This is a genomic window from Gallaecimonas xiamenensis 3-C-1, from assembly GCF_000299915.1.
Lineage (GTDB): Bacteria > Pseudomonadota > Gammaproteobacteria > Enterobacterales > Gallaecimonadaceae > Gallaecimonas > Gallaecimonas xiamenensis.
In genome coordinates, this window is sequence record NZ_AMRI01000019.1 from 1 (window position 1) to 24832 (window position 24832).

The 24832-nt window shown below is 61.8% G+C and carries 26 protein-coding genes and 1 other annotated feature; of the genes, 13 read left to right on the forward strand and 13 right to left on the reverse strand.

Features of this window, described 5'->3' with window-relative positions; translation table 11 throughout:
• Both B3C1_RS13105 and B3C1_RS13110 read right to left on the reverse strand, forming a co-directional pair.
• Nucleotides 1–717, reverse strand: a 717-nt coding sequence (locus tag B3C1_RS13105) for a methyltransferase domain-containing protein (RefSeq protein ID WP_008485380.1), incomplete at its 3' end; no start/stop codon positions are given.
• Nucleotides 714–1469, reverse strand: a complete 756-nt coding sequence (locus B3C1_RS13110) for a Nif3-like dinuclear metal center hexameric protein (protein WP_008485381.1) — start codon at nt 1467–1469, stop codon at nt 714–716. The genes B3C1_RS13105 and B3C1_RS13110, both read right to left, overlap by 4 nt.
• A 137-nt stretch (nt 1470–1606) precedes the next feature.
• On the opposite strand from B3C1_RS13110, the gene B3C1_RS13115 reads away from it, so the two are divergent.
• From B3C1_RS13115 to B3C1_RS13125, 3 genes are all read left to right on the forward strand, one after another.
• Nucleotides 1607–1966, forward strand: coding sequence for a hypothetical protein (locus B3C1_RS13115; protein ID WP_008485383.1), 360 nt, complete (start codon nt 1607–1609; stop codon nt 1964–1966).
• Between the two features lie 115 nt (nt 1967–2081).
• Nucleotides 2082–3545 carry a DASS family sodium-coupled anion symporter gene (locus tag B3C1_RS13120; RefSeq protein WP_008485385.1) on the forward strand — a complete coding sequence of 488 codons (1464 nt, stop codon included), beginning with the start codon at nt 2082–2084 and terminating at the stop codon, nt 3543–3545.
• Between the two features lie 132 nt (nt 3546–3677).
• Nucleotides 3678–6269 carry a TonB-dependent receptor gene (locus B3C1_RS13125; RefSeq protein ID WP_008485386.1) on the forward strand — a complete coding sequence of 864 codons (2592 nt, stop codon included), beginning with the start codon at nt 3678–3680 and terminating at the stop codon, nt 6267–6269.
• A gap of 40 nt (nt 6270–6309) precedes the next feature.
• On the opposite strand, the gene B3C1_RS13130 is transcribed toward B3C1_RS13125, so the two are convergent.
• From B3C1_RS13130 to rnm, 7 genes are all read right to left on the reverse strand, one after another.
• Nucleotides 6310–6645 (reverse strand): hypothetical protein, encoded by a 336-nt coding sequence (locus tag B3C1_RS13130; RefSeq protein WP_008485387.1) that lies wholly within the window; start codon nt 6643–6645, stop codon nt 6310–6312.
• Between the two features lie 68 nt (nt 6646–6713).
• Nucleotides 6714–7031: an excalibur calcium-binding domain-containing protein gene (locus tag B3C1_RS20645; protein WP_008485388.1), complete on the reverse strand. Its 318-nt coding sequence runs from the start codon at nt 7029–7031 to the stop codon at nt 6714–6716.
• A gap of 108 nt (nt 7032–7139) precedes the next feature.
• A complete protein-coding gene (rluB, locus tag B3C1_RS13140; RefSeq protein ID WP_008485389.1) occupies nt 7140–8021 on the reverse strand; it encodes a 23S rRNA pseudouridine(2605) synthase RluB in 882 nt (293 codons plus the stop codon).
• Nucleotides 8014–8580 carry an SMC-Scp complex subunit ScpB gene (gene scpB, locus B3C1_RS13145; RefSeq protein ID WP_008485390.1) on the reverse strand — a complete coding sequence of 189 codons (567 nt, stop codon included), beginning with the start codon at nt 8578–8580 and terminating at the stop codon, nt 8014–8016. The genes rluB and scpB overlap by 8 nt, the downstream gene beginning before the upstream one ends.
• Nucleotides 8564–9388 carry a segregation and condensation protein A gene (locus B3C1_RS13150; protein ID WP_008485391.1) on the reverse strand — a complete coding sequence of 275 codons (825 nt, stop codon included), beginning with the start codon at nt 9386–9388 and terminating at the stop codon, nt 8564–8566. The genes scpB and B3C1_RS13150 overlap by 17 nt, the downstream gene beginning before the upstream one ends.
• Complete coding sequence (locus B3C1_RS13155) at nt 9385–10005, reverse strand: L-threonylcarbamoyladenylate synthase (RefSeq protein WP_008485393.1); 621 nt, start codon at nt 10003–10005, stop codon at nt 9385–9387. Before B3C1_RS13155 ends, B3C1_RS13150 begins: the two co-directional genes overlap by 4 nt.
• The gene (gene rnm / locus B3C1_RS13160) at nt 10002–10829 is read right to left on the reverse strand and encodes an RNase RNM (RefSeq protein ID WP_008485394.1); all 828 of its coding nucleotides are present in this window, start codon (nt 10827–10829) and stop codon (nt 10002–10004) included. The genes B3C1_RS13155 and rnm overlap by 4 nt, the downstream gene beginning before the upstream one ends.
• A gap of 251 nt (nt 10830–11080) precedes the next feature.
• Nucleotides 11081–11180: a sequence feature (Trp leader region), on the forward strand.
• A gap of 24 nt (nt 11181–11204) precedes the next feature.
• Between rnm and aroF the strand changes: the two genes are divergently transcribed.
• The 8 genes from aroF (at nt 11205) to B3C1_RS13200 (ending at nt 18870) form a co-directional block, all read left to right on the forward strand.
• Nucleotides 11205–12218, forward strand: coding sequence for a 3-deoxy-7-phosphoheptulonate synthase (gene aroF, locus B3C1_RS13165; RefSeq protein ID WP_008485396.1), 1014 nt, complete (start codon nt 11205–11207; stop codon nt 12216–12218).
• Nucleotides 12215–13723 carry an anthranilate synthase component 1 gene (locus B3C1_RS13170; protein WP_008485397.1) on the forward strand — a complete coding sequence of 503 codons (1509 nt, stop codon included), beginning with the start codon at nt 12215–12217 and terminating at the stop codon, nt 13721–13723. The genes aroF and B3C1_RS13170 overlap by 4 nt, the downstream gene beginning before the upstream one ends.
• Nucleotides 13720–14298, forward strand: coding sequence for an anthranilate synthase component II (locus B3C1_RS13175; protein WP_008485398.1), 579 nt, complete (start codon nt 13720–13722; stop codon nt 14296–14298). Before B3C1_RS13170 ends, B3C1_RS13175 begins: the two co-directional genes overlap by 4 nt.
• Nucleotides 14295–15305, forward strand: coding sequence for an anthranilate phosphoribosyltransferase (gene trpD / locus B3C1_RS13180; protein WP_008485399.1), 1011 nt, complete (start codon nt 14295–14297; stop codon nt 15303–15305). Before B3C1_RS13175 ends, trpD begins: the two co-directional genes overlap by 4 nt.
• A complete protein-coding gene (trpCF, locus tag B3C1_RS13185) occupies nt 15298–16638 on the forward strand; it encodes a bifunctional indole-3-glycerol-phosphate synthase TrpC/phosphoribosylanthranilate isomerase TrpF (protein WP_008485400.1) in 1341 nt (446 codons plus the stop codon). The genes trpD and trpCF overlap by 8 nt, the downstream gene beginning before the upstream one ends.
• Nucleotides 16635–17813: a tryptophan synthase subunit beta gene (gene trpB / locus B3C1_RS13190; RefSeq protein WP_008485401.1), complete on the forward strand. Its 1179-nt coding sequence runs from the start codon at nt 16635–16637 to the stop codon at nt 17811–17813. The genes trpCF and trpB overlap by 4 nt, the downstream gene beginning before the upstream one ends.
• Nucleotides 17810–18592 (forward strand): tryptophan synthase subunit alpha, encoded by a 783-nt coding sequence (gene trpA, locus B3C1_RS13195; protein WP_008485402.1) that lies wholly within the window; start codon nt 17810–17812, stop codon nt 18590–18592. The genes trpB and trpA overlap by 4 nt, the downstream gene beginning before the upstream one ends.
• A gap of 62 nt (nt 18593–18654) precedes the next feature.
• Nucleotides 18655–18870, forward strand: a complete 216-nt coding sequence (locus tag B3C1_RS13200; RefSeq protein WP_008485404.1) for a DUF3820 family protein — start codon at nt 18655–18657, stop codon at nt 18868–18870.
• Between the two features lie 47 nt (nt 18871–18917).
• On the opposite strand, the gene cspE is transcribed toward B3C1_RS13200, so the two are convergent.
• Together cspE and B3C1_RS13210 are read right to left on the reverse strand one after the other, a co-directional pair.
• Nucleotides 18918–19127, reverse strand: a complete 210-nt coding sequence (gene cspE / locus B3C1_RS13205; RefSeq protein ID WP_008485405.1) for a transcription antiterminator/RNA stability regulator CspE — start codon at nt 19125–19127, stop codon at nt 18918–18920.
• Nucleotides 19128–19363: 236 nt separating this feature from the next.
• On the reverse strand, nt 19364–20446 hold the full coding sequence (locus tag B3C1_RS13210; RefSeq protein WP_008485408.1) for a GNAT family N-acetyltransferase/peptidase C39 family protein: 1083 nt from the start codon (nt 20444–20446) through the stop codon (nt 19364–19366).
• Between the two features lie 148 nt (nt 20447–20594).
• Between B3C1_RS13210 and B3C1_RS13215 the strand changes: the two genes are divergently transcribed.
• Nucleotides 20595–22013, forward strand: coding sequence for a RimK family alpha-L-glutamate ligase (locus B3C1_RS13215; protein WP_008485409.1), 1419 nt, complete (start codon nt 20595–20597; stop codon nt 22011–22013).
• A 33-nt stretch (nt 22014–22046) separates the two neighbouring features.
• On the forward strand, nt 22047–22580 hold the full coding sequence (locus B3C1_RS13220) for a septation protein A (protein ID WP_008485410.1): 534 nt from the start codon (nt 22047–22049) through the stop codon (nt 22578–22580).
• A gap of 32 nt (nt 22581–22612) precedes the next feature.
• Here B3C1_RS13220 and B3C1_RS13225 read toward each other — a convergent pair whose 3' ends face one another.
• Both B3C1_RS13225 and B3C1_RS13230 read right to left on the reverse strand, forming a co-directional pair.
• Nucleotides 22613–24214, reverse strand: coding sequence for a methyl-accepting chemotaxis protein (locus B3C1_RS13225; RefSeq protein ID WP_008485413.1), 1602 nt, complete (start codon nt 24212–24214; stop codon nt 22613–22615).
• A 67-nt stretch (nt 24215–24281) separates the two neighbouring features.
• Nucleotides 24282–24653, reverse strand: a complete 372-nt coding sequence (locus B3C1_RS13230) for a VOC family protein (protein ID WP_008485414.1) — start codon at nt 24651–24653, stop codon at nt 24282–24284.
• Nucleotides 24654–24832: the final 179 nt, after the last annotated feature.

The following is a 24832-nucleotide window of genomic DNA, read 5'->3' on the forward strand; positions in this document are numbered from 1 at the left end:
GTGGATATAGCGGGCCAGGCTGCGATAGGGCTCGCGCTGGGCCACCCATTCTTCCCATTGGATACGGGTGGCCAGGTCGGGCTCCAGCTCACCCCGCTGAAAGTAATCGGAAAAGCAGCGGATGCCGGTCTTGGCTTGCAGGGTCCAGCCTGCCTCTTCCAGCCAGCCATAGACAGTCTCAGGCCACAGCGGGCTGTGGGGTGTCAGGCTGTTGTGGCCGCCGTAACGGCCCTTTTCCAGATGCCTGAAGTTGCCGCGAATAAGGTGGTTAAAGTCGATGCTGTGGCGGTTATAGAACAGCAAGGACAGGTGGCCGCCGGGCTCGACCCTGTCCATGACCTGGGCCAGGGAGCCCTGTTGGTCTCCAAGCCACTCCAGCACCGCATGAAACAGCACCAGGGGATACTGGCCATTCACTTCTTGCAAGCTTTGCTGGCGACAGTCGATGTTGACCCCGGCCTCGGCAAAGGCGGCCTGGGCCTTGGCCAGCATCTGTGCCGATGGCTCGGTAAAGGTCACCTGGTGGCCTTGGCGGGCCAACAGCAGGCTGAAATCACCATTGCCGCCGCCGATATCCAGCACCGCCTGGGGCGCCGTCAGCAGCGCAGCCAGGTCACGCAGTACCAGGTGCTGGCGCAAGGCGCCTTTGTAGTTGTCGTAAATGCGGCGGCCGAACTTGGCCGCCAGGGTGCCATCAAAGATGCGGTCTGTCTTCATACGGGGTTGGGCACATCCACAAACCTGACCTCCAGGCCGAATTCCCCAGCCAGGTGTTCCCCCAGGGCCTTGATGCCGTAGCGCTCCGTGGCGTGGTGGCCGGCAGCAAAGTAGTGGATGCCGCGCTCGGCGGCGATATGGGTGGTGCGCTCCGACACTTCCCCTGAAATAAAAGCGTCCACCCCGGCGTCGGCCGCCAGGTCGATGTAATCCTGGGCGCCCCCCGTGCACCAGGCCACCGTCTCGATGCGTTCGGGGCCCCCTGGCAGATGCAGGGGCCTGCGCCCCAGTTTGGCCTCCAGGAAAGCGGCAAAATCGATGCTGCTCATGGGCACCGGCAAACGGCCTTTGAATACCAGGGCCTTGCCAAGGTCGTCATCCAAGCCGCTTTGCACATCCAATTCCAGCAACCGTGCCAGTTGGGCGTTGTTACCGAGGGCCGGGTGGGCATCCAGGGGCAGATGGTAGCCGGCCAGGTTGATGTCGTGCATCAGCAGGCTTTTGATGCGCTTGGCCTTGATGCCGGTGATGGTCTGGGATTCGTTTTTCCAAAAGTAGCCGTGGTGCACCAGCAGCAGTTGGGCACCCCAGGAGATGGCTTCATCGATAAGGGCCTGGCTGGCGGTGACCCCGGTCATGACTTTGGTGATTTCTTCGCTGCCTTCCACCTGCAGGCCGTTGGGGGCGTAATCGCGAAAGAGCCCCGTTTTGAGCAGGCCATCCAGATAGGTAAGCAATTGCTGACGTTCCATTGTTCCTCCTTTTTCAGCCTAGGTTAAATGAGGGTAACGCCAGAGAAAAGCCAGGTAATTAGACAGACGGGGTTAAAATAAGTATAAAATCTGCCGCTAAGGTTACTCCAAGACACCGAAGAAGAAAGGAAACGGCCATGGCCACTTTGGATAAAGACCAGGTATTGGCAGACTTCACTGCTGCTTATCACGCGAAGAACGGTAAAAATCCCGAGATCGAGCAGAAAGGCAGCTGGTATGCCATCGACGGCGGCAAAAGCGTCCGCCTGGCAGACATCGCCGACATGACCGCAGAGCTGACCGGCGGCGCTGCTGCCCCCAAAGCCGAGCCTAAAAAGGCCCCGGCCAAAGCGGCTCCTAAGGCCGCAGCCAAGGCGCCGGCCAAGGCCAGCAAACCCAAGGTCACTGCCAGCAACGGCGGCCTGCTGCCCAAAGCCTACTGGGAAGATCTCCTGGAACAGCGCAACCATCACTGCCGCCGTCCGCGCGGCTTCTGAAAAAACGCCGGCTTGCCGGCGTTTTTTTATGTCTCTTCTCTATTGTTGATCTGTATCAGGCAACGGACCCTGCCAAGGGGCACAGTAGCCAGGCGCCCTGACCAAGGAGACGAGGATGTCCACCCCTTTACGTTTACCCCCTCTTGGATTTTTCATCGCCATTGCGGTTTTGCTGGCAGTGCTGGCCCTGCCCGGCCCTGCCGATCTGCCTCTGGCCGGCCAGCGGTTGCTGGCAATACTGGCCTTTGCCGTGGTGCTGTGGCTGACCGAAGCGGTGAGCTACGAAGTGTCGGCCCTACTGATCATCACCTTGATGGCATTCCTGGTCGGTATGGCCCCTTCGGTGGCCGACCCCAGCCACAGCCTTGGCACCTCCAAGGCGTTGGCCATGGCCATGGGCGGCTTTACCAGCGCCGGCCTGGTGTTGGTAGCGGCCGCCCTGTTCATCGCCGCCGCCATGACCATCACAGGCCTGGACAGGCGCATCGCCCTGGTGACGTTGTCCAAGTTGGGTGTCGGCTATGGCCGTATCCTGCTCGGCACCTTGGTGGTCACAGTGGTGCTGAGCCTGCTGGTGCCCAGTGCCACCGCCAGGGTGGCCTGTGTGGTCCCCATCATGATGGGGATGATCGCCGCCTTTGGGGTGAGTAAGGATTCCCCTTTTGCCGCTGGAGTGATGATCATGGTGGCCCAGGCCACCAGCGTCTGGAACGTGGGGATCCAGACCGCCGCCGCCCAGAACCTGCTCACCACCGACTTCATCCACCAGGTCACGGGGCAAAGCATAGGTTGGACGACCTGGCTGCTGGCAGGCGCGCCTTGGGCCCTGCTGATGTCCGTTGCTCTTTATTACCTAGTACACAGGTTGATGCCGGCCAAATCAGTGTCCATACAAGGGGGCCAGGACAGCATCCGCCAGGCTCTGGCCGAACTGGGCCCCATGTCCCGTCAGGAAAAGACCCTGCTTGGCACGGTTCTGGTGCTGTTGGTGCTGTGGGCTACCGGCGGCAAGCTGCACCCGTTGGACACTGCGACTGTGACCTCGGCAGGCCTGGCCTTCCTGTTGCTGCCTGGGGTTGGGGTAATGAACTGGAAGGACGTGCAAAGCCGCATTCCCTGGGGAACCCTGCTGGTGTTCGGGGTGGGGATCTCCCTGGGCTCTGCCCTGTTGCAGACCCAGGCCGGGCAATGGCTGGGTAACACCGTGGTGAAAGGCACAGGCCTTGAGTCCCTGGCACCCTTCTGGCTGTTTGCACTGCTCAGCCTGTTTTTGATCCTGGTGCACCTGGGATTTGCCAGCGCCACCGCCCTGACCTCCACCATGATGCCCATATTGCTGTCCCTGCTGACGGCCATCAGCAGCGCCGTCAATGTGCCCGGCATGGCCTTGCTGCTGGGCTTTGCCATCAGCTTTGGCTTTATCCTGCCAATCAACGCCCCCCAGAACATGGTCTGTATCGGTACTGAGACCTTTACCAGCAAGCAGTTCATCAAGGTCGGCCTGGCGGTCACCCTGGTCGGTTATGGATTGATGCTGGTGCTGGCAGCCACCTGGTGGCCACTACTGGGATTAATGTAACACTTTGGCAATTTAACAATTTTAAAACATCCGTATGCCTTTCCGGTTGTCGTCTGGCCGACTATATGTTGAAGCTTGTTGCCATTGGCAACAAAACAAAAACATAGAACGAAACAACCGGAGAGGACATCCATGTATCGCAAATCACTACTGGCCACGGCTGTGCTCAGCAGCCTGACCATGGCCCCCGTTGCCCTGGCCGCCGACGAAGACAATGTCGAGCGTATCGAAGTTACCGGCTCCCATATCCGCCGGGCCGATCTGGAAGGCCCATCCCCCGTGCTCTATATCGACGCCGAGCAAATCGCCCGCTCTGGCGCCCGCGACCTGGGTGAATTGCTGCAAAAACTGCCGGTGAGCGGCAGCGGCAGCTTCAGCCCCCAAGGTAACGACTCCGATTCCACCGCCAACGGCGGCGCCGGCATCTCCCTGCGCGGCCTTGGCGCCGACTCTACCCTGGTGCTGCTCAATGGCCGGCGCATCGCCGTCAACGCCTTTGCCCAGGGCATAGACACCGCCTTTGTGGACATCAACTCCATCCCGGTGGCGGCGGTGGAGCGCATTGACGTCTTAAAAGACGGCGCCTCCGCCATCTACGGCTCCGACGCCATCGCCGGTGTGGTCAACGTCATCCTCAAGAAAAACTTCGACGGCACCGAGTTCAACTTCAGCATCGGCGACACCAGTGACGGTGGCGGCGCCGAGAAATCGGCCTCACTGCTCTGGGGCCACGGCGATGACAAGGCCCATACCACTGTCATCCTCGATTACTTCAAGCGCGACGAGACCTTATACGCCGATCGCAGCTATTCCAAAAATGCCAACCAGACCAGCCGAGGCGGCGGTGATTTCCGCTCCTCCTCCGGTAATCCCGGCTCCTATATCCCGGCCACCGTTGGCGCCGACGGCTCCATCATCCCCAAATCGGACCTCTATGATTGGCAGCCGGACGCTAACTGCCCGGCGGGGGACAGCGTCGGTACCTTCTGCCGCTTCAACTTCGCCCCCTTTATGACCCTGAACCCGGCCACAGAGCGCACCGGCCTGCTGCTGACCCACCAGCGCCAGCTGAGCGACGGCATCACCGGTTTTGTGGAAGCCAACGTCCAGCATTCGCGCACCGACGTGCACGGCGCTCCCAGCCCCTCCTTCGGGGAGTTCTATATGCTGGCGGACAACCCCCTGTTCCTGTCGGGTGAGGCGGTTAACCCCTTCCCAGGTGAAGATCTCACCATGCGCCGGCGCACCACCGAAGCCGGCGCCCGCCACAAACAGATGGAGTCGGACAACCATCGCCTGGTACTGGGCCTGGAAGGCCAGCAGGAAGCCTTCGACTGGGAGCTGTCCTACACCTATTCGCGCTCCCGCAACCACGAATACGGCAAGTCCGGCTTTGTGCAGTCCAGCCGCTTCCAGGACGCCATCAACGCCGGTGACTTCAATCCTTTCTCCACCACCCAAGACCCGGATGTCATCGACGACATCAGCGTGCTGACCACCCGTAACGGCCGCTCCGTGACCGAAGCCTGGGACGGCCAGATCAGTGGCTACGCCTTCGCCCTGCCAGGCGGTGACAGCCAGTACGCCATCGGCGTCGAATACCGGGAAGAGGAAATTGAAGACGTGCCGGACGAGTTGTTCCTGCGCGGGGAAGTGTTCGGCACCGAGGCCACCACCGCCTTTGGCAGCCGTGAGCAGTACTCGGTCTACACCGAACTAGCGTTGCCCATCACCAGCCAGTTCGACGCCCAATTGGCCCTTCGCTATGAGCACTATTCGGATTTCGGCTCCGACACCAACCCCAAAATCGGCCTGCAATACCGTCCTCTGGACAGCCTGATGCTGCGCGCCTCCTGGGGTGAAGCCTTTAGGGCCCCTTCCCTGGTGCAGCTGGGCCTAGGCCCAACCCAGGAGTCTCCCAACCTGATTGACCCCCTGCGCTGCCCCCTGACCGGTGCATCCGAAGACTGCGATCCACTGGAGCGCACCATAGTGCTGTCCGGTAACCCGGATCTGCAGCCCGAGGAGTCCGAGTCATATAACATCGGTATGGTCTGGCAGCCCATGACCAACCTGGAAGTGGTCATCGATTACTGGAACTACGACCAGGACAACCTGATCAGTACCGACACCCAGTACCGCCTGACCCAATTCAGTGCCGGTGTTGCCCAGGAAGGCTTCGAAGTCATTCGTGAGCCGTCCGCCGGCGGCGTGCCCGGCCGCATCTTCCAAATCGTCGACCAATACCAGAACCTGGGCGGTCAGAAGACCGACGGTGTCGATTTGGATCTGCGCTATAGCCTGGACAGCAACTATGGCGCCTTCCAGTTCAATTACCTGCTGACCTGGGTCAACAGCTTTGACGAGATCAAGGCTGACGGCACCAAGCGCAAACTGGCCGGCGAATGGCGCCACCCGGAATGGCGCTGGAATGCCACCCTGGACTGGAGCCTGGATGATTGGGCCGCCACCGGCCGGGTCAACTACATCGGCGAATACACCGACAACGTCGATGCCGGGGCCACCGGTACAGTGGACAGCTTCGTCACCTTCGACGGCAGTGTCACCTATGCCGGCGTTAAAGACTGGCGCTTCACCCTGGGGGCCAACAACCTCTTCGACGAAGAGCCGCCCTTCTCCGGCAGCGACTTTATGGGCTACGACGTGGAAACCCACTCCGCCCAGGGCCGCTTCGCCTATGCCAAGGTCAGTTACCGCTTCTGACCTTAATACACCCAGTAAAAAGCCGCCCTCGGGCGGCTTTTTAGTAGTCGACGCTGGTGGTCACGTCCATGGGGTAGATAAATTCGCGAAAGTCCGGCTCGGTGGGGGTGGCTGGCTTGAACTCAAAGCTAAACACGTGCTTTTTGAACATCATGGTCGCCCGGTCGCTGTCGAGTTTGGTCTTGAGCATCTTCACCTTCACCACCTTGCCTTCCCTGTCCACCATGATAAGGAACAGGATCTCGGCGTTAGAGCGGGCAAATTCCTTACGGGCTTCCAAGAGAGCCTGGTCACTGGAGCGCCAGTCGGGCAACTGTTCTTTGGCCTGCAGGCTAAAAGCCAGCAGCAGGGCTGCCAGGCACAGAGGACTTTTCATCAACAACTCCTTTTGTAAAGAAGTTGCTAACCTAACAATAACATCTCAGGTTAACAATAACTTAGCTGTTACCAGCGGCTGTCGTTCTCGCAGGGAATGCCGTCACCGTCGCCATCCATGCGGGTGCCAGGGCACTGGGCCAGATAGAACTCGGCCTCGGCCCGCGAGCCCATTTGGCTGCAATAGCGTTTGCCTTCGCAGCGAAAGGCCGGGGCCTCGAGTGCAGAGGGCTTTGCCGGGGCGGAAGCAGGTAAGGCGGCGGGCGCGTTGGCTGAAGGGGGGCTATCGGCCAGGGCCGAGGGCAACACCAGCGGACTGTGGTATTTCAACAAGTGAACAGTGCCAAAGGCGACCAGGGTCAGTGCAATGAGGCGGCCAAATTTCACGGTGTCATCCTTGATGCCGGGGCTGAGACACTACCATAGCGCACCCCGGCTCCGGCCGCCTCCTTGCCTGACCAGCGCCATAAAAAAAGCGCCCCAGGGGCGCTTTTTTCAGGTGGGCTTGCGGGCCCGGCGAGCCTGGGTACCGCTGTTTTCCCTGGCCCGGTCGCGCTTGACGGCACGGCGGATACGGGCCGCCTTGACGTAGGGGTTTTCCTGAGCCACCGCCCGCTCGTCGAGCATGGTGCGGGTTTCCGGCGCCAGGCCGACCAGATTGCGCAGGTAGTTCACCTCTTCCTTGCCCAGTTCCTTCCAGCCACCCTGGGGCAGCTTGCGGTCCAGCTCCATCTTGCCGTACTGGGTACGGATAAGGCGGGACACCTTCACTTCCTGGGATTCCCAAAGGCGACGCACTTCGCGGTTGCGCCCTTCAGACAGGGTCACGGCAAACCATTGGTTCATGCCTTCGCCGCCGCTGCGCTTGATGCTGTTGAAGCTGGCCGGCCCATCTTCCAACTGCACCCCTTTGCGCAGCTTATGGAGCATGGACTCGTTGACTTCACCGAAGACGCGGACCTGGTATTCCCGCTCCACCTGGTGGCTGGGGTGCATCAGGCGGTTGGCCAGTTCACCGTCGGTGGTGAACAGCAGCAACCCCGAGGTGTTGATGTCCAAACGGCCCACCGCCACCCAACGACCCTGCTTCAGGCGCGGCAGACGGTCAAAGACGGTGGGGCGGCCTTCGGGGTCCTTGCGTGAACACAACTCCCCTTCCGGCTTGTTGTACATCAGCACCCGGCACACCACCTCTTCCTGGCTGGCAATGGCGACGATATGGCCGTCGATGCGCACCTCGGCGTGGCTGTCGATACGGTCGCCCAGGGTGGCCACCTTGCCGTTGACGCTGATGCGACCGGCAGAGATCAGGGCTTCCAGTTGGCGGCGGGAACCGTGGCCGGCGCGGGCCAGGACTTTTTGCAATTTTTCAGTCATTTGTTGCCTCTTCGAGCCTCTCGGCTGGGTTGGTCATTTCCATAAGCTCAGGCAGGTTGCTCAAGCTCTTTAAATTCATGTCGTCCAAAAACTGGCGAGTGGTACCGAACAGGGACGGTCGGCCCGGTACTTCCTTGGTGCCCACCACCTTGATCCAGCCGCGCTCTTCGAGAGAGCGGATGATCTGGGTGCTGACCGCCACCCCCCGCACTTCTTCTATCTCACCCCGGGTAACGGGTTGGCGATAGGCGATAAGGGCGAGGGTTTCCAGGGTGGCCCTGGAATACTTGGGGGCCTTTTCCACCCACAGCCTAGACAGTAGCGGGCTCAGGGCGTCATCGGCCTGGAAACGCCAGCCGCTGGCCACTTCCACCAGGTGAATGCCACGGGGCCGGTAGTCCAGCTCCAGGGCCTTTAAGGCCTGCACCAGTTTGGGCCGCGAGATTGTATAGCCTTGGAAAACGCTGTCCAGCAGTTCTTGCGGGCTCATGGGCCGCCCTGCTACCAGCAGCGCCGCCTCCAGCACCTGCTTGAGCTGCTCGTCACTGATTTTCGCCATGACGGATCTCCACGCGGATGGGGGTCAAGGGTTCTGGCTGGATGATGCGTATCGCCGCCAGCTTCTGTAATTCAAGGATAGCCACGAAGGTGACCACCACACCGGCCCGGCCCTCTTCGGGGCTGAACAGGGCCACAAAAGGCAGGTGTTTGGCCTCGGCCAAGATCTCCAGCACCCGCGCCATGCGTTCGCGGGTGGACAGCTTTTCCTTGCTGATCTGGTGCTTTTCAAACATGGCGGCCCGTTTCAGCACCCCGGCCAGGGCCATCACCAGTTCGTCCAGCTCCACGTCCGGCAGCAGCTTGATAGGGGCGCAACTGGGGCCGGTGTCGGCATCGGCCAGGAAGATATCCCGCTCCACCCTGGGCAGGGCGTCGATGTCCTGTGCGGCCTGCTTGATTATCTCGTATTCCTGCAAGCGGCGGATCAGTTCGGCCCTGGGGTCGATTTCCTCTTCGCCGTCTTCGCTGCGCCGCTTGGGCAGCAGCAGTCGGGACTTTATCTCGGCAAGGATGGCCGCCATCACCAGGTACTCGGCCGCCAGCTCCAGTTTCAGCTCCTGCATCAACTCCACGTATTCCATGTACTGGGCGGTGATGCGGGCGATGGGCATGTCGACGATATCCACCTTGTCGCGGCGGATAAGGTAGAGCAGCAAGTCCAGGGGGCCTTCAAAGGCTTCCAGGAAGACTTCCAGGGCCTCGGGGGGGATATAGAGGTCCTCGGGCAGCTCGGTAAAGGGCTGCCCGTGGACAAAGGCCAGTGGCAGCGGTTGCTGCACCGGCTGGGTGGCGGTGTCCTGGGTCATTGGAAGGGGCTGACGTCGCCTGAGCCGACCCTGAGCACCTCAACGGCTTCTTCGCTCATGTCGATGACGGAGGTGGGTTTTTCCCCCAGTACGCCACCATTGATGATGAGATCCACCTGGTTTTCCAGGCCATAGCGGAATTCTTCCGGGTCGGCCTCGGTAAAATCGTTGCCAGGCAGGATAAGGGAGGTGGACATCAGCGGCTCACCCAGGGCGTCGAGGAGCGCCAGGGCAATGACGTTGTCCGGCACCCTGAGGCCTATGGTCTTGCGCTTGGGATTGAGCAGCCTTTTGGGGACTTCCTTGGTGCCCTTGAGGATAAAGGTGTAGGGCCCAGGGGTATTGTTGCGGATCAGGCGAAAGGCCTGGTTGTCCACCCGCGCATACAACGACAATTCCGACAGGTCCTTACAGACCAGGGTGAAGTTGTGATCGTCCTGCAATTTGCGGATGCGGATGATGCGCTCCAGGGCGCCCTTGTCCCCCTGGTGGCAACCCAGGGCATAGCCCGAATCGGTGGGGTAGATGATGACGCCACCGCTGCGGATAATGGCCACGGCCTGGCTGATCAGCCTGGCCTGGGGGTTTTCCGGGTGGACGTAAAAAAACTGGCTCATGTAGGCTCCCTTTCCCAAACTGCGCGGCAACCGGCCGGCAGATAAAGGTTGCGCCCAAGCTCGGCATAGGGGCTTGGGTAATGAAAATCCGACCCCTGGGACCCGGCCAGGCCGTTCTCGGCGGCCAGCTCGGCCATCAGGCGTCGTTCGTTCTGGGGCTGCTGGCATTGGGCCACTTCAATGGCCCCGCCGCCCTCTTGTGCAAAATCCGCCACCAGCTGGCGCAGCCATTTGCCGCTCAGCTGGTAACGGCCCGGGTGGGCCAGCACCGCCACCCCGCCGGCAGCGCTAACGGCCTGGATGGCCACCGCCATTTCCGGCCAGGGGGGCGGTACGTAGCCGGGGTTACCCCGGGTCATGTATTTCTTAAAGACGCCTTGCATGGTGGTGGCCTTGCCCTGGCTCAGTATGTACTGGGCAAAGTGGGCACGGGTCAGGGTGCCGTCACCGGCAAAGCGCCTGGCCCCATTGAGGGCGTCGGGGATATGGGCCTTTTCCAGGCGCCGGGCAATTTCGGCGGCCCTTTGTTCACGGCGCTCGGCCTGCTCGGCGATCAGCCCCCGCAGGGCCGGATTGGCCGGGTCAACCCAAAGACCAACTATATGTATTTCTTTGTTTTTCCAGCAAGTCGAAAACTCGATGCCGTTGATGACGGTCAGCGCCGTGCCGGCCGCTGCCGCCTGGGCTTCGGCCAGCCCCGCCACAGTGTCGTGGTCGGTAATGGCCAGGTGGGTCACCCGGCGCTCAAGGGCCCTAGCCACCAGGGCTTGGGGACTCAGGCGGCCGTCGGAAAAGTGGGTATGGCTATGGAGATCTGGATGCATGGCGCCATTCTACCTGAAAGCAGACGTTGACAGCGGGAAAAAAGCGCTTTAGTTTGAAAACACTGAACCGGATTAAGACCAAGAGCAAACCCATGCAAAACCAAGCTTTCAACCTCATTTGGTGGTGGCACAACCCTTAAGCGGGCTGTGTGCTTGGTCGTATCCGTCAAAGCATTCCAAGGGCCCGCACAACGCGGGCCCTTTTTCGTTTTAGAGACTTTTTTATGAATCGCATCGCAAACAACATGAAACTTTGGTGGTGGTGGCATTCCTGGCGTCAGGCGGGCTAGCTGCACCTTGTTGTTTGTGAACCAAACATCCAGAGCCCGCTGAGAAAGCGGGCTTTTTTATTTTCAAATCAAAGAGACTAACTTCATGATCATCGTACTCAAACCCCATGCCACCGAAGCCGACGCCCAAGCCATTTTGGCGCGTATCGAAGCCAAAAACCTCAAGCCCCTGTACATGCCCGGGGTCGAGCGCATCGTCCTTGGCGCCATCGGCGACGAACGGGTGCTGGCCGACCTCAACATCGAGGCTGACCCCATAGTCGAGGAAGTCAAACCCATCCTCTCCAAGCACAAGCTGGTGTCCCGGGAGCTGCACCCCCACGACACCCAGGTGCCCCTTGGCAACACCCAAATTGGTGGTGAGCGCTTTGCGGTGATCGCAGGCCCCTGCTCGGTGGAATCTCGCGAGCAGCTGCTGGCAGTGGCCGAGATGGTCAAGGCCAAAGGCGCCATTGGCCTTCGCGGCGGCGCCTTCAAACCCCGCACCAGCCCCTATGCCTTCCAGGGCTTGGGCCTGGAAGGGCTCAAACTGCTCAAGGAAGCCAACGATCAGCTGGGGCTGCCGACGGTCTCTGAAGTCATCAGCCCCGAAGACGTGCCGATGATGGCCCAGTACGTGGACATGCTGCAGATCGGCGCCCGTAACATGTACAACTACCGGCTCTTGGAAGCGGTGGGCCAGTCCGGCAAGCCGGTAATGCTCAAACGGGGCCTGTCGGCCACCATCGAGGAATTCCTGCTGGCCGCCGAGTACATCGTCGCCCAGGGCAACCCCCAGGTGGTGCTGTGCGAACGCGGCATCCGCACCTTCGAAACCGCCACCCGCAACACCCTGGATCTGAACGCCGTGGCGCTGTTGAAGCAAAAAACCCATCTGCCGGTGGTGGTGGACCCCTCCCACGGCACCGGTATCCGTGAACTGGTGATCCCCCTGTCCCGTGCCGCTGCCGCCGTGGGCGCCGACGGTATCATAGTCGAGGCCCACCTCAATCCCAAAGAGGCCCTGTCCGACGGCCACCAGGCCCTGACCGAAGATCTGTTCGAGCAGCTGATGCGTGAACTGGCGCCCTTCGTAGCCGCCGCCGGGAGGACCCTGTGAAACCGGCCCTGCTAAGACTGCGCCTGGGTAACTGCCCGGACCCGCTGGTGGCCTACCGGGCCCTGGCCGCCAAGCCCCATAGCCTGCTGCTGGAGTCCGCCGAGCCCAGTGCCGGGCGCGCCACCCAGAGCCTTATCATCACCGACGCGGCCCTGAAGATCAGCGCCAAGGGCCGCACCCTCAGCGCCCAGGCCCTGACCGCCAACGGCCAGAGCCTGTTGCCGGTGCTGGCCGAGCGCCTGGGCCTGGCGGTAGCGGGCGACAGCCTGACCCTGACCGTGCCTAAACCCGACCCGGAGCTGGACGAAGACAGCCGCCTCAAGGCCCCTTCGGTGTTCAGCCTGGTGCGGGAACTGCTGGCACTGCTGCCCAAAGACTTGGATCTGCCCTTTGGCAGCCTGGTGGCGGGGCTGTTCGGTTTTGACTTGGTGGCCAGCCTTGAGGATCTGCCCGAAGTGGCAGGGGACGAGGCGGTGCCGGATCTGTGCCTGTACCTGGCCGAAACCGTGCTTTACATGAACCACCGCAACCAGAGCGCCACCCTGCTGGGGCTGGCTTTGGGCGGTACCCAGTCCGCCAGCTATTTTGAGCTGTCCCGGCGCCTGGCCGACTACCAGCAGCGCCTCAAGGCGCCAGCCGCCCTGCCCGCCTTAACCCTGGCCGGCCCCGCCAGCGCCCAGGTTGAACCCGATGACGAGCGCTTCAAAGCCCAGGTGGCGGCGCTCAAGGAGCATATCCTGGCCGGTGACTGCTTCCAGGTGGTGCCGTCCCGGCGCTTCTACGCCCCTTGCCCGGCGCCCCTGATCAGCTACCAGGCACTGCGGGCCCAAAACCCCAGCCCCTACATGTTCTATATGGACGCCGGCAGCTTCACCCTCTTTGGAGCCAGCCCGGAAAGCGCCCTGACCGTCGACAGCCAGAGCCGCGAATTGGCGGTTTACCCCATAGCCGGCACCCGCCCCAGGGGTATGGATGCCGACGAAGACGGCCGCTTCGAGCTGGAAATGCGCCTGGACGAGAAGGAACAGGCCGAACACCTGATGCTGGTGGACCTGGCCCGTAACGACGTCGCCCGGGTGGCCGAGCCCGCCAGCCGCACCGTTACCGATCTGTTGAAAGTGGACCGTTACGAGCGGGTGATGCACCTGGTGTCCAGGGTCAAGGGCACCTTGCGCGCCGACTTGGACGCCCTGCACGCCTACCAGTCGGCCCTGAACATGGGCACCCTTACCGGGGCGCCGAAAATCATGGCCACCCAGCTTATCCGCCAGACCGAAGGCCGCCGCCGTGGCGCCTATGGCGGCGCCATCGGCTACCTCACCGCCAGGGGCGATCTGGATACCGCCATCGTGATCCGCTCGGCCGTGGTGCAAGACGGCCAAGCCTGTGTCCAGGCCGGCGCCGGCGTGGTGTTTGACTCCACCCCCCAGTTTGAAGCGGACGAAACCCGCCACAAGGCCGCTTCCGTGCTGCGAGCCCTGGGCGCCAAGGAGGCCGACCAATGATAGTGCTGCTCGATAACCTCGATTCCTTTACCTACAACCTGGTGGACGATTGTCGGCGCCTGGGCGAAGAAGTGGTGGTCTACCGCAATACCGTCTCTGCCGACACCGTCCTTGGCAAGCTGGCCGCCAACCCCGGCGCCGTGCTGCTCCTATCCCCCGGCCCCGGCAACCCGGGCCAGGCCGGCAACCTGCTGGCGGTGCTCAAACAGGCCCTGGGCCGCTACCCTGTGCTTGGCATCTGCCTTGGCCACCAGGCCCTGGTGGAGGTCTGTGGCGGTAGCCTCAAGCGCTCGCCACTGCCCCGCCACGGCAAGGCCTTTCGCCTGGCCATAGCCCAGCACGCCCTCTTTGCCGGCATGGGCGACGCCCCCATGGTGGGCCGCTACCACAGCCTGGTGGCAGATCAGGTGCCGGCCTGCCTGCAGGTGCTAGCCGAAAGCGAACAGCAGGTGATGGCCGTCAGCCACCAGAGCGCCCCGGCCATTGGCCTGCAATTTCATCCCGAGTCCCTGTTGACCCGCGACGGCCACCGGCTGCTGACCAACGCCCTTGCCCTGCTGCGAGGTGCCCGATGAGCCTGCCATTACTGTTCAAAGGCCAGACCCTGAGCGCCGACCAGGCCCAGGCCTTTTTTGCCGAAATGGCCGCCGGCCGCCTGGAACCGGTGGAGCTGGCTGCCGCCCTGACCGCCATGAAGATAAGGGGTGAGACCAGCGAAGAGCTGCAAGGCCTAGCCCAGGCCCTGTTGGCCGCCGCCAACCCCTTCCCCAGGCCCCACGGGGACATCGTCGATTGCTGCGGCACCGGCGGTGACGGCGCCAATACCCTCAATATTTCCACCACCGCCGCCTTTGTGGCCGCCGCAGCCGGGGTCAAGGTGGCCAAGCACGGCAACCGCGCCGTGTCTTCCCAGTCGGGCAGCACCGACGTGCTGGGGGCCCTTGGCATACCGGTGCAAGTACCGCCGCCGCTGGCCCTGCGCGCCCTGGAGCAGGCCAACCTCTGCTTCCTGGCTGCCCCCCAATATCACCCGGGCATTGCCCATGCCATGCCAGTGCGAAAGGCCCTGAAAACCCGTACCCTCTTTAACCTGGTGGGGCCCCTGGTCAACCCGGCCCGGCCCAACTTCCAGCTGATGGGGGTCTATGATCCGGCGCTGCTGGAAATGGTGGCCCAGGCCCTGTTGGCCCTGGGGGTGGAAAGGGGCCTAGTGGTCCATGGCAGCGGCCTGGACGAGCTGGCCCTGCACGGCCCCACCCAGGTGGTGGAGATCCGCGACGGCGCCCTGATCCACTACCAGCTGACCCCGGAAGACTTGGACCTGACCCCCGCCACCCTCGACCAGCTGGCCGGGGGCGACGCCGCCTTTAACGCCAGGGCCCTTGAAAAACTGCTGGCAAGGGGCGAGCCGGGCCCGTACTTTGATGCGGTGGCTGCCAACGCCGGCGCCCTGTTGTACCTGGCCGATCTGACCCATACCCTCAAAGAAGGGGTGGCCAAAGCCGGCGACATCATCCGCAGTGGCCAGGCCCAGGCCACCCTCAACCTACTAAAGGAGATCCTGCGTGGCGACAGTGCTTGAGAAAATCGTTGAGCGCAAAAAGGCCGACCTGCCGGCCTTAAAAGCCCGTTATCCCAGGGCCGCCAGCCAGCCTCTGGGGCTGTCGACCCGCTCCTTGGAACACAGCCTGCGCTATGGCAGCGGCTTTATCCTCGAGTGCAAGAAGGCCAGCCCCTCCAAAGGCCTTATCCGCCCCGACTTTGACCCCAAAGCCCTGGCCGCCATTTACGCCCCCTATGCCAGCGGTATCTCGGTACTCACCGACGAGCCCTTCTTCCAGGGCCACCCGGACTACCTGTCGGCGGTGGCCAACAGCGTCAAGGTGCCGGTGCTGATGAAGGACTTCTTCATCGACCCCTTCCAAGTACGCCTGGCCCGCTACCTGGGAGCCGACGCCATACTGCTGATGCTGTCGGTGCTGGACGACGCCAGCTACCTGCTGCTGGCCGAAGAAGCCCGCAAGTACAACCTCGATATCCTCACTGAGGTGGCAAGCCCTGCAGAGCGGGACCGCGCCGTCAAGCTGGGGGCCCGTATCATCGGCATCAACAACCGTGACCTGCACGATCTGTCGGTGGATCTTGGCCGCACCGAGCAGCTGGCCAAGGCCATTCCCCAGGACAGGGTGGTGATCAGCGAGTCCGGCATAAAAACCCACGGCGACGTGCAGCGCCTCAAAGGGGTAGCCAAGGGCTTTTTGGTGGGCTCGGAGCTGATGCGCAAGGACAACCTGGACCTGGCTTGCCGCCAGCTTATCCTCGGCGAACACAAGGTCTGCGGCCTGACCGCCCCGGCCGATGCCAAGGCCGCCTATGACGCGGGCGCCACCTACGGTGGCCTTATCTTCGCCCCCAAGAGCCCCCGCTGCGTCAGCAGCGAGGAAGCCAAGGTGATAACCCAAGCAGCGCCCCTGGCCTTTGTGGGGGTCTTTGTAGACGCCCCGGTGGACCAGGTTGCGGCCCTGGCCGACAGCCTCGGCCTTTATGCGGTGCAGCTGCACGGCCATGAAGATGCCGGCTATGTGGCCGCCCTTCGCCAAAAGACCCAGGTACAAATTTGGAAGGCCTGCACCGCCGAGCGCCCCTGCACCCTGGCGGTGGACCGCCTGGTGCTGGACTCACAGCACGACGGCCAGTTTGGCGGCACCGGCCAGACCTTCGATTGGACCCAAATTCAAAACCCCGCCGCCCTGCCGCTGATGCTGGCCGGCGGCCTGGGCCCGGACAACGTGCAAAGCGCCCTTAAGGTGCCCGGGGTGACCGGCCTGGATCTCAACTCCAAGCTCGAGCGGGCCCCCGGCGTTAAAGATCCGGCCCTTATCCAACAGATTTTCCAATTAGTGAGGCAAGCATGAGTCGTTTCTCCCCCTATTTCGGTGAATTCGGCGGTACCTATGTCCCCGAGATCCTGGTCCCGGCCCTGGACCAGCTCACCGAGGCCTTTGAAAGCGCCCTGGATGACCCGGAGTTTCACCAGGAGCTGGGCAAGCTACTGAAGCACTATGCCGGCCGCCCCACCCCGCTGTTCGAGGCCACTCACCTGAGCCCCAACCCCCTGGTGCGGATCTTCCTCAAACGTGAAGATCTGGTGCACGGCGGCGCCCACAAGACCAACCAGGTGTTGGCCCAGGGGCTGTTGACCCAGCGCATGGGGAAAAAGGAGATCATCGCCGAGACCGGCGCCGGCCAGCACGGTGTGGCTACCGCCATGGTGGCGGCCATGCTGGGCCTGAAGGCCCGTATCTACATGGGCGCCAAGGACTGCGAACGCCAGCAGCCCAATGTCTATCGCATGAAGCTGATGGGCGCCGAGGTGATCCCGGTGCATTCGGGGTCAGGCACCTTGAAGGACGCCGTCAACGAAGCCCTGCGCGATTGGGCCGCCAACTACGACAGCGCCCACTACCTGCTGGGCACCGCCGCTGGCCCCCACCCCTTCCCGCACCTGGTGCGCGAGTTCCAGCGCATTATCGGCAAGGAAGCCAAGGCCCAGATGCTCGAGGCCATAGGCCGCCTGCCTGACGCCGCCATCGCCTGTGTCGGCGGCGGCTCCAATGCCATCGGCCTTTTTGCCGACTTTATCGAGGAAAAGGATGTGGAGCTGGTGGGGGTTGAACCCGGCGGCGAAGGCCTGGATACCGGCAAGCACGGCGCCCCCATTCACCTGGCCCGCACCGGCATACTGCACGGCATGAAGAGCTACCTGATGCAGGACAGCGACGGCCAGGTGGAAGAGTCCCACTCCATCTCCGCCGGCCTCGACTACCCGGCGGTGGGCCCCCAGCACGCTTATCTCGCCCAGACCGGCCGCGCCCAGTACGTGGCGGTGACCGACGATGAAGCCATCGAGGCCTTCAAGACCCTGTGCCGCGCCGAGGGCATCATCCCGGCCATCGAGTCGTCCCACGCCCTGGCCTATGCCCTTAAACGGGCCGCCGAGGCCACCAAAGAAGAAGTGCTGCTGGTCAACCTGTCCGGCCGTGGCGACAAGGATCTCAACACCATCATGACGCTGGAGGGCCTGCAATGAGCCTCTATAACGCCCTGTTTGCCCGCCTCAAAGCCAACAACGAAGGGGCCTTCATTCCCTTTTTGACCCTGGGCGACCCGGATCTGGAGACCAGCTTCGAACACCTGTGCCTGATGGTGGAAAACGGCGCCGACGCCTTGGAACTGGGCATGCCCTTTTCCGATCCGGTGGCGGACGGCCCCACCATCCAGGCCGCTACCCTGCGCGCCCTTGGAGCTGGCACCACCCCCACCAAGGCCCTGGCCCTTATTCGCCGCCTAAAAGACAAATACCCGCAGCTGCCGGTGGGCCTGCTCACCTATGCCAACCTGGTGTTTGCCGCCGGTATCGACCAGTTCTACCAGGACGCCAAGGCCGCCGGGGTGGACTCGGTGCTGGTGGCGGACGTGCCCATCAAGGAGTCCGCCCCCTTTGTGGCCGCCGCCAAAGCCGCCGGGGTGGCGCCGGTGATGATAGCGCCCCCCAACGCCTCGGAGGCCACCTTAAAAGCGGTAGCCGAGCTCAGCGAAGGCTATGTCTACCTGGTGTCCCGCGCCGGGGTCACCGGCACCGAAACGGCAGCCGGCAAGCCCCTTGGCCATATCATCGACACCCTCAAGCGCTTTGAGTCGGCCCCGGTGGTACTGGGCTTTGGCATTGGTGAGCCGTCCCAGGTCAGGGCGGCCCTGGCCGCCGGTTGTGACGGTGCCATCAGTGGCAGTGCCACGGTCAAGGCCGCCGAGCGCAGCCCCCAGGCCCTGGCCCGCTTTGTGGAAGGGATGAAGGCGGCCAGCCGCTGATACCGAAAAAGGGCCCGAGCGGCCCTTTTTTGTTAGGCTAGGCCCCTCATGTTGAGGCGCCCATGTTAGATAAAGAACAGGTTTTGAAACTGGCCAATACCCGCATGCCCTTTGGCAAATACCAGGGCCGGCCTTTGATGCAGCTGCCGGAGGAATACCTGCTGTGGTTTCAGCACAAGGGCTTTCCCCAGGGCCAGCTGGGGGAGCTGATGGCCCTGGCGCTGGCCCTGAAGGTAGAAGGGCTGGACCGGCTGCTGGACCCTTTGCTCAGGCAATAAAAAAGGACGCCCTAGGGCGTCCTTTCTGGAAACTGTGTACGTGTAGTTTAGATAACTACTACGTTGGCAGCCTGAGGGCCTTTCTGGCCTTGCTCAACGTCGAAAGAAACCTTTTGGCCTTCTTTCAGAACTTTGAAGCCGGTGCCTTGGATGGCGCGGAAGTGAACGAATACGTCGGAACCACCGTTTTCAGGGGTGATGAAGCCGAAACCTTTTTCTTCGTTGAACCACTTAACGGTGCCGGTAGACTTGGACATTGAATGTCTCCTGAAGTTGACTGTGCGCTGAGCGCGTTAAAACAATTACTTATGATTACAAACAGTTAGTGAAGCTTCAGGACAACATTACTGTAAAACGAATGTGTAGCGAAGTATTCAAATCTTGACTGTTACATGAAGTAAAGCCGCAGCTTGCGACCGACACGCATAGTAGCACAGTCGCTACCCAGATACAGCGTTATTTTCCGAACTTCCCCATGAAATTTCCGCCCGCGTCAACGCAGCAGCAGCGCAGCCGAGTATTGGCGCCGCCCCAACCGGGCCATACGGCCGAAACTGTCCAGGGGAACCGGCATGGCAATGTTGTCGGTGGCGCTCTGGCCGTCGTCCAGATCCGGGTCGTGCAGGTAGACAAAACGTTGGTCCATGGCCACCACCAGCACCCAGTGCGGCGCTTTCTCGTTATGCATTTGGTAGGTGGAGATCAATACCAAGGCCAGGCCACCGCATTCGAGGTGCCGTTTAAGGCCGTCCAGCTCCAGGCGCTGGTGGATGCGCTGGATGCTGGCCTTTTTCAGCCGCTTGGAAAAATCCTCGTGCACCACGGCGATGATGCGTTTCTTCTCGCTGTTGCGCACCCCTTCCACAAAAGGGACTTCCCGGTCCGACACGCACAGGCCCACCTCTAGGCCCTGATCGTGGGCCGCCAGGGCCAGGCCCTCACCGGAGCAGCCGCCGTGGCCTGAGGTCATATAGATAGTGGTGGAAGCGCGCCACAGGTTGAGCTCTTCGCTGATGCTGGGCTTGTGCTTTTTCTTCAGGGCCGACATGGCCATCAGCAAGCAGGCCGGGCCGCAGGTAAAGGAGGTCTGCTGGGCGTAGAACGGCACCTTGAGGCTGCCCCTTGGCAACTTGCCCTTGAGGCGCTTTTCCATACGCAGGCCGTCGCCGCCGTCTTCGTAGTAGGCAAAAAGCGGCGCTATGGCCTTAAAGCCAAACCTTTCATAAAGGCCGATGGCCGGCACATTGCCCTGCTGCACCTCGAGGCGAATGGCCACTGAGCCCTCCCCCAGGGCCGCCGCCTCGATTTTTTCCATCAAGGCCTTGGCAAGGCCCCGGCCTCGGGCTGCGGGGTCAACCGCCAACGAATAGAGGCGGGCCAGGGCGGTGCCCTTTTTCAGCAGCAATACCGCCGCCCCCAGCAGCTTGGTTTTGTCTTCGGCCACCCATACCTGGCCGTGGGCTTCTTTGAGCAGATGGCGCCAGCGGCGCCGGTCCAGGCGGTCGTGGGTAAAGGCCTTTTGTTCCAGGTCGTGCAGGTCGTCAAGGTCGGCTAGGGTGGCCAGGCGCAGTTTCATGGCAAAGCCTCATAACAGGATGCTGCACAATAGCCATAATTAACGGCATCTTACAGCGAAGGTTATTTGTCTTTAGAACAAGAAAAGCTCATTTGCGAAGGACAACCCTTGGGCGCATGCTGAGCGCCTATCGACACAGGAGTGACCCATGACCCGGCTTTACATCCTCCTCAAGGACAAGAAACAGTGGGGAGGCCTCTACCCTTCCGACGATCTGCTGACCGCCCGCCAATACCTCAAGCTTTCCCCCATCAAGGACGGCGACAAGGTGCAGGTGCTTAACCTCACCGGCAGCTACCGCTACCTGGGTGAAGGTTACTATTGCTCTTTGCTGGCCGAAGCCCGGGGCCATCGGGTGCTGCCGTCGGTGGCCACCTTGAACGATCTGGCCAGCCGTGGCCTCTATGGCCCCGAGCTCAAGACCATGAAGGCCCCCAAGGAAGCGGATCTGACCTTTCGCATCTTCTTTGGCCGCACGTTAGACCCCCAGTTTGCCGAACTGGGCCTGCAACTCTTTGACCGCTTCCCGGCCCCCATACTGGAAGCCAGCCTCAAAGACGGTCTTATCACCAAGCTCAAACCCAAGGGGCTGTCGGACCTGTCCGACGCCGAGGAAACCGTCTTTGCCGAAGCCCTGGACGCCTTCTCCCACAAGATTTGGCGGGTCAAAAAGCCCAAGCGCAAGTACCGCTTTGACCTTGCCATGCTGGTGGACCCGGAGGAAAAGCTGCCCCCCTCCGATACCGGGGCCCTTAAGCGCTTTATCCGCGCCGGGCGCACCCTGGGGGTGCAGGTTGACCTTATTACCCACAAGCAGGCGGCGCGCCTTGCCGAATACGACGGCCTTTTTATCCGCGAGACCACCAGTATCCACGGCCCCAGTTTCCAGATGGCCAGGCGCGCCGAAAATCTGGGCCTGGCGGTAATAGATACTCCGGAAGCCATACTGCGCTGCACCAACAAGATTTATCTGGCCGAGCGCATGGAACAGGCCAAAGTGGCTATCCCCAAGACCCGGGTGGTACAGCGGGGTGACGACGACGCCCTGGAAGCGGCCGCCGCCGACCTGGGTTATCCCCTGGTGATGAAGATCCCCGACGGGTCTTTCTCCCGGGGGGTGGTCAAGGCCCAGAGTATTGAGGAGGTGCGTAAGCATGCCGGCGCCTTCTTCAAGCAATCGGCGATGATCTTGTTGCAGGAATACTGCTACACCGAGTTCGACTGGCGGGTGGGGGTGCTCAATAAGGAACCGCTCTTTGTCAGCAAGTACTTTATGAGCCGGGGCCACTGGCAGATCTACAACCACTCGGGCAAGAAAACCCAGTCCGGCGGTTTTGAGACCCTGCCGATAGCAGCCGCCCCCAAAAACGTGGTGGACACCGCCGTCAAGGCCGCCAACCTGATGGGTGACAGCCTCTTTGGGGTCGATCTTAAGGTGGTGAACGGCAAGGCGGTGGTAATAGAGGTGAACGACAACCCCAACGTGGACAGCGGCGTGGAGGACAAGATCCTCGGTGACCAGCTGTACCTGACCATAATGCAGGAATTGGTCAAGCGCATGAGTTGACGTAGACTGGGCGGCAGTTGTTTGGAGGAATAAATGGCCATTCTCGATTACCTGCCGCTTATCGTCTTTTTCGTGGTCTATAAACTGACCGACATTTACACCGCTACCTGGGCGCTCATTGCCGCCAGCGCCCTGATGCTGGTGGTGATCAAAGTCATCAAGAAAAACATCAGCAAACAGCAATGGTGGCTGTTTGCTGCCGTGGTGCTGTTCGGTGGCCTGACCCTGGCCTTTCGCTCGGATCTCTTTATCAAGTGGAAAGTGACGGTGGTCTACGGCGCTTTTGCCCTGGCCCTGTTGCTGGCCCAACTGAGCGGCAAAAGCCTGCTCAAATCCCTGCTGGGCAGCCAGATGACCCTGCCCGAAGCCGTCTGGCGGCGCATGAGCTTTGGCTGGAGCGGCTTTTTCGCCCTGATGGCCGGCCTCAACCTGGTGGTGGCCTACCACTTCTCCCAAGACACCTGGGTCAACTTCAAGCTGTTTGGCACCACGGCCCTGACCCTGGTGGCCTGTGTGGTCACCGGCATGGTGGTCTACAAGCACCTGCCTGAAGAAGAAAAATCCTAAGCCAGCAAAAAGCCGCCCCTGGGGCGGCTTTTTTATACCTTGAATCTGCCAACCACCTGCTTGAGGCGTTTGGCCGTCTCTTCCACCGCCTTACCCTCACTGGCTCCGTCCTTGGCATGGGACGCGCTGAGTTTGGCCTGGCCGTCGATGCGGCTGAGGTTTTCGTTGATCTCCCCCACCACCAGGGATTGCTGCTCGGTGGCGGCGGCTATCTGGTGGGCCCGGTCGCTGACGGTCCCCAGGCGGCCCTGAATGTCGGCAAAGGCCTGGGTGGCCTCTTCTACCGCCAGCAGGGTTTCGTCCACTTCCCTAAGGCCGCTATCCATGGCGTCTACCGCCCCTTTCACCCCCTGCTGCAGGCGGGTGATCATCTGTTGAATGTTCTGGGTGGACTCCTGGGTACGACCGGCCAGGGTACGCACCTCATCGGCCACCACCGCAAAGCCCCGGCCTGAATCCCCGGCCCTGGCCGCCTCGATGGCTGCGTTCAGGGCCAGCAGGTTGGTCTGCTCGGCGATGGAGCCAATCACATCCAGCACGGTAACGATGTTGCCGGCTTCTTTTTCCAGCAAAGCCACCGCCTCCGAGGCCTGGCTCATGGTGCCGGACAATGCCCGGGTCTGGCGCACCGACTTGCCGGCCAGTTGGCTGCCGTGTTCGGCCTCGGTACTGGCGGCGCGGGTTTCCTGGGCGGAGTCAGCGGCGCTTTGAGCCACTTCCCGGATGGAGGCGGTGATCTCCTCGGTGGCGGTCACCACCATTTCCAGGGCACCGACCTGCTCGTTGATGGCCTTGAGGGTAGCATCCCCTGCCCCTTCCACCTGCTGGGCGTGGCGGTCCATCTCGGTGACCACGGCGGTCACCGCCGTCATCTGCTGCTGGAGCTGCTCCATCAGGTGATTGAAATGGGTCGCCAGTTGGCCCAGTTCGTCATCGCTGGTGACCTTGACCCTGGCGGTCAAGTCGCCATCCCCCTGGGATATATCCTTGATGCGCTGCTCGATACGGGCCGTGGCCTTGGCCACAGAGGCCGGTACCAGCCAACCGATCAGCACGAAGATCACCAGAATAACGCCGGTGGCCACCCACAATTCCACCAGGCGCACATCGGCATCGTTGTGAGCCTGCTGGGTCATGGCCTGGATATGGTTTTCGATGGCTTCGGTGCTCTGGTCCAAATAGCCCCTGATGGACTCGAAGGCATCGTCTGTGCCCATCAGGTCGAGGCTGACAGAGCCAGCCAAGCGCTGCTGGGACGCCCGTTGCCACTGGTCGATATCGCGGTCAAAGCGCTTTATCCAGTCGTCCACCCTCGGCAGCGGCGTCAGATCCGCCGCTTTCTGAGCCCTGTCCCTGGCTTGCTGCACGTTTTCATCACGTACCTTGGCAAAAGAGCTGGGGTCTTGGCCCTGCTGCTTGGCCAACAGGGCGTCACGCTGGGCAACCAGGGCCTGGTAGAAATCCCGGTCGGCCTGGAGCACGGCGTTGATGGCGGGCAACAGCCGGGTGGCGGTGCTGTTGTTATGTTCCTGCAAGGCGCGGCTGCCGAAATGGGCCAAGGCAGCCAACACCAGTACCAGCAGGGTCAACACAAAGAGGGGGAAACGGATCTTATTGGCCAGGGACAGGTTCATACAACATCTCGGCAGGTAGGCTCGAAGATGTTATCGGCCGCAGCGTCAAAAACTCAACACTGACCAGTCAATTATCCGTTGGCGGTTGCCAAAGCTCGACCCGGTGGCCGGCCGGATCGGTAAACCAGCCGAAGCTGCCGCAAGGGTCCAGCACCGGGCCCTTGATGTCGGTGGCGTCCCCCAGCTTCACCTGGACCAGGGCACCGGCCACATCATCGACGATGAAGTTGACGATAAAGTCTTCGGCAAAGTAAGTGCTGTCCTTGGGAAAGAGGCTCCAGAGGGTAAAGCCCCCTTGGGGGTACTGGGACGGTGAGAAATTGGCGCCGCAGTAGTCTTCGGCCACCCCCAGCCCCAGGTGCTGCTGGTACCAGGCCGCCAGGGAATCGGGATCGGCAGTTTTAAAGAAGACGCCCCCAAGGGCCTGAATTTTTGCCATCTGTCACCTCCGTTGTCCCATCCAGCTTAGCCGCAAACGCCCGGGGCGCCAGTCATCAAAGTGTCACGCCCTGCGGGCACAATGCCGGCCACGACATTGCGATACAGTGTCTGTCCTTCTCAGAGACATCCTGATACTTTTGCCCCTGGCCATGGCCCGGGGCTTTTTCTTTCCGGCGC

Coding starts and splice junctions, on each gene's coding strand:
- B3C1_RS13110 (WP_008485381.1), bottom strand. CDS start 1,469: ATGGAACGTCAGCAATTGCTTACCTATCTGGATGGCCTGCTCAAAACG.
- B3C1_RS13115 (WP_008485383.1), top strand. CDS start 1,607: ATGGCCACTTTGGATAAAGACCAGGTATTGGCAGACTTCACTGCTGCT.
- B3C1_RS13120 (WP_008485385.1), top strand. CDS start 2,082: ATGTCCACCCCTTTACGTTTACCCCCTCTTGGATTTTTCATCGCCATT.
- B3C1_RS13125 (WP_008485386.1), top strand. CDS start 3,678: ATGTATCGCAAATCACTACTGGCCACGGCTGTGCTCAGCAGCCTGACC.
- B3C1_RS13130 (WP_008485387.1), bottom strand. CDS start 6,645: ATGAAAAGTCCTCTGTGCCTGGCAGCCCTGCTGCTGGCTTTTAGCCTG.
- rluB (WP_008485389.1), bottom strand. CDS start 8,021: ATGACTGAAAAATTGCAAAAAGTCCTGGCCCGCGCCGGCCACGGTTCC.
- scpB (WP_008485390.1), bottom strand. CDS start 8,580: ATGGCGAAAATCAGTGACGAGCAGCTCAAGCAGGTGCTGGAGGCGGCG.
- B3C1_RS13150 (WP_008485391.1), bottom strand. CDS start 9,388: ATGACCCAGGACACCGCCACCCAGCCGGTGCAGCAACCGCTGCCACTG.
- B3C1_RS13155 (WP_008485393.1), bottom strand. CDS start 10,005: ATGAGCCAGTTTTTTTACGTCCACCCGGAAAACCCCCAGGCCAGGCTG.
- rnm (WP_008485394.1), bottom strand. CDS start 10,829: ATGCATCCAGATCTCCATAGCCATACCCACTTTTCCGACGGCCGCCTG.
- aroF (WP_008485396.1), top strand. CDS start 11,205: ATGATCATCGTACTCAAACCCCATGCCACCGAAGCCGACGCCCAAGCC.
- B3C1_RS13175 (WP_008485398.1), top strand. CDS start 13,720: ATGATAGTGCTGCTCGATAACCTCGATTCCTTTACCTACAACCTGGTG.
- trpD (WP_008485399.1), top strand. CDS start 14,295: ATGAGCCTGCCATTACTGTTCAAAGGCCAGACCCTGAGCGCCGACCAG.
- trpB (WP_008485401.1), top strand. CDS start 16,635: ATGAGTCGTTTCTCCCCCTATTTCGGTGAATTCGGCGGTACCTATGTC.
- trpA (WP_008485402.1), top strand. CDS start 17,810: ATGAGCCTCTATAACGCCCTGTTTGCCCGCCTCAAAGCCAACAACGAA.
- B3C1_RS13200 (WP_008485404.1), top strand. CDS start 18,655: ATGTTAGATAAAGAACAGGTTTTGAAACTGGCCAATACCCGCATGCCC.
- cspE (WP_008485405.1), bottom strand. CDS start 19,127: ATGTCCAAGTCTACCGGCACCGTTAAGTGGTTCAACGAAGAAAAAGGT.
- B3C1_RS13210 (WP_008485408.1), bottom strand. CDS start 20,446: ATGAAACTGCGCCTGGCCACCCTAGCCGACCTTGACGACCTGCACGAC.
- B3C1_RS13215 (WP_008485409.1), top strand. CDS start 20,595: ATGACCCGGCTTTACATCCTCCTCAAGGACAAGAAACAGTGGGGAGGC.
- B3C1_RS13220 (WP_008485410.1), top strand. CDS start 22,047: ATGGCCATTCTCGATTACCTGCCGCTTATCGTCTTTTTCGTGGTCTAT.
- B3C1_RS13225 (WP_008485413.1), bottom strand. CDS start 24,214: ATGAACCTGTCCCTGGCCAATAAGATCCGTTTCCCCCTCTTTGTGTTG.
- B3C1_RS13230 (WP_008485414.1), bottom strand. CDS start 24,653: ATGGCAAAAATTCAGGCCCTTGGGGGCGTCTTCTTTAAAACTGCCGAT.